Origin of the sequence: Mixta sp. (assembly GCF_024610815.1) — a bacterium.
GTDB lineage: Bacteria > Pseudomonadota > Gammaproteobacteria > Enterobacterales > Enterobacteriaceae > Mixta > Mixta calida.
On record NZ_JANION010000201.1, the window covers coordinates 1 to 4000 of the forward strand.

A 4000-nucleotide genomic window follows, 5' to 3' on the forward strand; every position below is an offset into this window, starting at 1 on the left:
AGATGATGGCGGTCGATCCGCTGCGTCGGGTGATCTCGCCGCGTTTCTGGGCGGGCTTTATCAGCATGCCGCTGTTGGCGATGATTTTCACCGCCGTCGGCATCTGGGGCGGCGCGCTGGTCGGCGTCAGCTGGAAGGGCATCGACCCCGGTTTCTTCTGGTCGGCGATGCAGAATGCGGTGGATTTCCGTACCGATGTACTTAACTGTTTGATTAAAAGCGCAGTATTCGCCATAACGGTGACCTGGATCGCCCTGTTTAACGGCTACGACGCTATCCCGACTTCTGAAGGGATTAGCCGGGCTACGACGCGCACCGTCGTACACGCGTCGCTGGCGGTACTCGGTTTAGATTTTGTGCTGACGGCACTGATGTTTGGGAACTAAGGCAATGCAAACCAAAAAAAGTGAAATCTGGGTAGGCGCGTTTATGCTGCTGGCGCTGGTCGCCATCCTGTTTCTCTGTCTGCGCGTAGCGGACGTGAAATCGCTGGGCACTGAACCGACATGGAAGCTTTACGCGACCTTTGACAATATTGGCGGCCTGAAAACCAGTTCGCCGGTGAAAATCGGCGGAGTGGTTATCGGCCGCGTCACGGACATCTCGTTGGACGAGAAAACCTTGTCGCCGCGCGTCACGATGGCGATTGAAGACAAATATAACCATCTTCCCGACACCAGCTCGCTGGCAATCCGCACCCAGGGGCTGCTGGGCGAGCAGTATCTCGCGCTAAACGTCGGCTTCGACGATCCTGATATGGGAACGGCGATCCTGAAAGACGGCGACACGCTGCAGGACACGAAATCGGCGCTGGTGCTGGAAGACCTTATCGGTCAGTTCTTGTATAAGAGCGGCGACGGCGGCCAGAACAGCCAAAATACGCAGCAGGAGCAGGACGCGCCGGCGCCTGCGACCCCGGACCAACCTTAAGAGGCTATAGATATGTTTAAACGTTTATTGATGGTCGCTATGCTGGTCATCGCACCGCTGGCGGCAAACGCGGCGGACCAAAGCAACCCCTACAAGCTGATGAACGAGGCGGCGCAAAAAACTTTTACCCGTCTGAAAAATGAGCAGCCGAAAATCAAGCAGGATCCGAACTACCTGCGCGAAATCGTGCGTCAGGAACTGCTGCCTTATGTGCAGATCAAGTATGCCGGCGCGCTGGTGCTCGGCCGTTACTATCGTGAAGCGACGCCGGCGCAGCGCGAAGCCTACTTCAAGGCGTTCGGCGATTACCTGGCGCAGGCGTATGGCCAGGCGCTGGCGCTCTATCATGGTCAGACTTACCAAATCGCCCCGGAGCAGCCGCTTGGCAATGCCAACATTATCGCTATCCGCGTCTCAATCATCGATCCTAACGGCCGTCCGCCCGTGCGCCTGGATTTCCAGTGGCGTAAAAACAGCCGCACCGGCGAGTGGCAGGCGTATGACATGATTGCAGAAGGTATCAGCATGATTACCACCAAACAAAATGAGTGGAGTGACACGCTGCGCACCAAAGGCGTTGATGGTTTGACGCAGCTGCTGAAAAACTATGCGGCTCAGCCGATTACGCTGGATCAGAAAAACAATGGCTGACGATCTGCGCTGGCACGTAGAGGCAAAAACGCTTTTCCTGCAGGGCGAACTCGATCGCGAGACGTTGATTGGTCTGTGGCAGCAACGGGAAAAGGTGATGCAGCACATTGAGACGATCGATGTCTCTGGCCTGCAGCGTGTCGATTCTGCGGGACTGGCGCTGCTGGTGCATTTGCGCCAGATAGCGCAGCAGCAGGGAGCCCGCCCCGTTTTTAGCGGCATCACGGATAAATTACACTCCCTGATTACGCTATACAATTTACAGCAGATCATTGTTTCTGCTAATAATCCTGCCTGACCAAACGGGATTGCCGTCTAAGCCCCTGCATCGTCAGGGGCTTTTTGCTTGTTTAAGATAAATGCGCTTTCAACTAATATAACAGCCTGTTTATCATCAACCGAATCCAGAAAAATCATGGAAAATAGCGAAATTCAGACAGTGCTGATGAACGCACTGCCTTTAACTGAGGTCCACGTAAGCGGCGACGGCAGTCACTTTCAGGTTATTGCCGTAGGCGAAATTTTTGCCGAGCTGAGCCGTGTGAAAAAGCAACAGACGGTATATGCGCCGCTGATGGAATATATTGCCGATAACCGTATCCATGCTGTTTCGATCAAAACCTACACACCTGAAGAGTGGGCGCGGGATCGTAAGCTAAACGGTTTCTAAGCTGTTGACGCGGCACACGGCCCGCGATTCAACAGCCTTTTGAGTATTGACAACAGAGAGCAGTTGCAATGGATAAATTTCGTGTACAGGGTCCGACCCGGCTGAGTGGTGAAGTAACCATATCCGGCGCCAAAAATGCCGCGCTGCCGATCCTGTTCGCCGCTCTGCTGGCTGAAGAGCCGGTAGAGATTCAGAATGTCCCAAAACTTAAGGACATCGATACCACCATGAAGCTGCTGAGTCAGCTGGGTGTCAAAGCGGAGCGCAATGGGTCGGTGCATCTGGACGCCAGCAAGGTCGATGTTTACTGCGCCCCTTATGAACTGGTGAAAACCATGCGCGCGTCCATTTGGGCGCTGGGGCCGTTGGTGGCGCGCTTCGGCCAGGGGCAGGTTTCTCTGCCGGGCGGCTGCGCCATCGGCGCGCGCCCTGTCGATCTGCATATTACCGGTCTTGAGCAGCTGGGCGCCGAAATCAAGCTGGAAGAGGGCTACGTTAAGGCGTCGGTTAATGGGCGTCTGAAGGGCGCGCATATCGTAATGGATAAGGTGAGCGTCGGCGCGACGGTGACCATTATGTCCGCCGCGACGTTGGCGACCGGCACCACCGTGATTGAAAACGCCGCGCGCGAGCCTGAAATTGTCGATACCGCCAACTTCCTGAACACCCTGGGCGCTAAAATCACCGGCGCGGGCGGCGATCGCATTACTATCGAAGGCGTGGAGCGCCTGGGCGGCGGCGTTTATCGCGTGCTGCCGGATCGTATCGAAACGGGCACCTTCCTGGTGGCTGCGGCTATCTCTGGCGGCAAAGTGGTGTGTCATAAGACGCAGCCCGATACGCTGGATGTGGTACTGGCGAAGCTGCGCGACGCGGGCGCGGATATCGAGACGGGCGAAGACTGGATCAGCCTGGATATGCACGGCAAACGTCCGAAGGCGGTGAATGTGCGCACGGCGCCGCATCCTGGTTTCCCTACCGATATGCAGGCGCAGTTTACGCTGCTGAACCTGGTGGCGGAAGGCACCGGCGTCATTACCGAGACGATCTTCGAAAACCGTTTTATGCATATCCCGGAACTGATCCGTATGGGCGCGCATGCGGAAATTGAAAGCAATACGGCGATCTGTCACGGCGTTGAAAAACTGTCCGGCGCGCAGGTCATGGCGACCGATTTACGCGCCTCGGCCAGTCTGGTGCTGGCGGGCTGCATTGCCGAAGGCACTACGATCGTGGATCGTATCTACCATATCGATCGCGGCTATGAGCATATCGAAGATAAGCTTATCGCAATGGGCGCCAGCATCGAGCGCGTCAAAGGCGAATAGAATCGCGTATTCTTTCGGGAATCATGCTGAACAACAGCCTCCGCTTTGCGGGGGCTGTTTTTTTTAGGACTGGCGTCAGGGACGAGAGCGGATAAGATTCTTGCGATCCAGCAGCTTATTCGTTTTGGGGTCGTAATAGCGGCTGGGCCAGATTTCTGCAGGATGAACGGCAAGCGCTTCAGCAATCAGCCATTCGCCTTTCGGCCAGGGACGATTAAGCGCATTAGCCAGCGTTGATGAACTTAGTCCCGCTTTACGCGACACGGCCGCCAGAGAGGTTCCCTTTTTATGCAGGGCGGCGATGATATCGGCAGTGTGCCAGTCCTTTTTTGTACGGTTCACATTCTTTTTCATAGCGCATTTCTCCCTATGCTTATTTCACCTGATGGAAACAACCGGATTTTTTAAGAAAATTTAAGTT

General features: G+C 55.5%; 7 protein-coding genes. 6 read left to right on the forward strand and 1 reads right to left on the reverse strand.

Annotated features, from left to right (window positions below; all coding sequences use genetic code 11):
• The 6 genes from MYY08_RS15110 to murA all read left to right on the forward strand — a co-directional run.
• A partial coding sequence (locus MYY08_RS15110) for an ABC transporter permease (protein ID WP_288014781.1) occupies positions 1–386 on the forward strand: 386 nt, incomplete at its 5' end.
• A 4-nt stretch (positions 387–390) separates the two neighbouring features.
• Positions 391–930: an outer membrane lipid asymmetry maintenance protein MlaD gene (gene mlaD, locus MYY08_RS15115; protein WP_288014783.1), complete on the forward strand. Its 540-nt coding sequence runs from the start codon at positions 391–393 to the stop codon at positions 928–930.
• Positions 931–942: 12 nt separating this feature from the next.
• Positions 943–1581 (forward strand): phospholipid-binding protein MlaC, encoded by a 639-nt coding sequence (gene mlaC, locus MYY08_RS15120; RefSeq protein ID WP_084969947.1) that lies wholly within the window; start codon positions 943–945, stop codon positions 1579–1581.
• Positions 1574–1879, forward strand: coding sequence for a lipid asymmetry maintenance protein MlaB (gene mlaB / locus MYY08_RS15125; protein WP_288014786.1), 306 nt, complete (start codon positions 1574–1576; stop codon positions 1877–1879). Before mlaC ends, mlaB begins: the two co-directional genes overlap by 8 nt.
• A 117-nt stretch (positions 1880–1996) precedes the next feature.
• Complete coding sequence (gene ibaG, locus MYY08_RS15130; RefSeq protein WP_038628779.1) at positions 1997–2251, forward strand: BolA family iron metabolism protein IbaG; 255 nt, start codon at positions 1997–1999, stop codon at positions 2249–2251.
• A 68-nt stretch (positions 2252–2319) separates the two neighbouring features.
• Complete coding sequence (gene murA, locus MYY08_RS15135; protein ID WP_084969946.1) at positions 2320–3579, forward strand: UDP-N-acetylglucosamine 1-carboxyvinyltransferase; 1260 nt, start codon at positions 2320–2322, stop codon at positions 3577–3579.
• 75 nt (positions 3580–3654) lie between these two features.
• On the opposite strand, the gene MYY08_RS15140 is transcribed toward murA, so the two are convergent.
• The gene (locus MYY08_RS15140) at positions 3655–3921 is read right to left on the reverse strand and encodes a helix-turn-helix domain-containing protein (RefSeq protein WP_038630163.1); all 267 of its coding nucleotides are present in this window, start codon (positions 3919–3921) and stop codon (positions 3655–3657) included.
• Positions 3922–4000 lie beyond the last annotated feature (79 nt).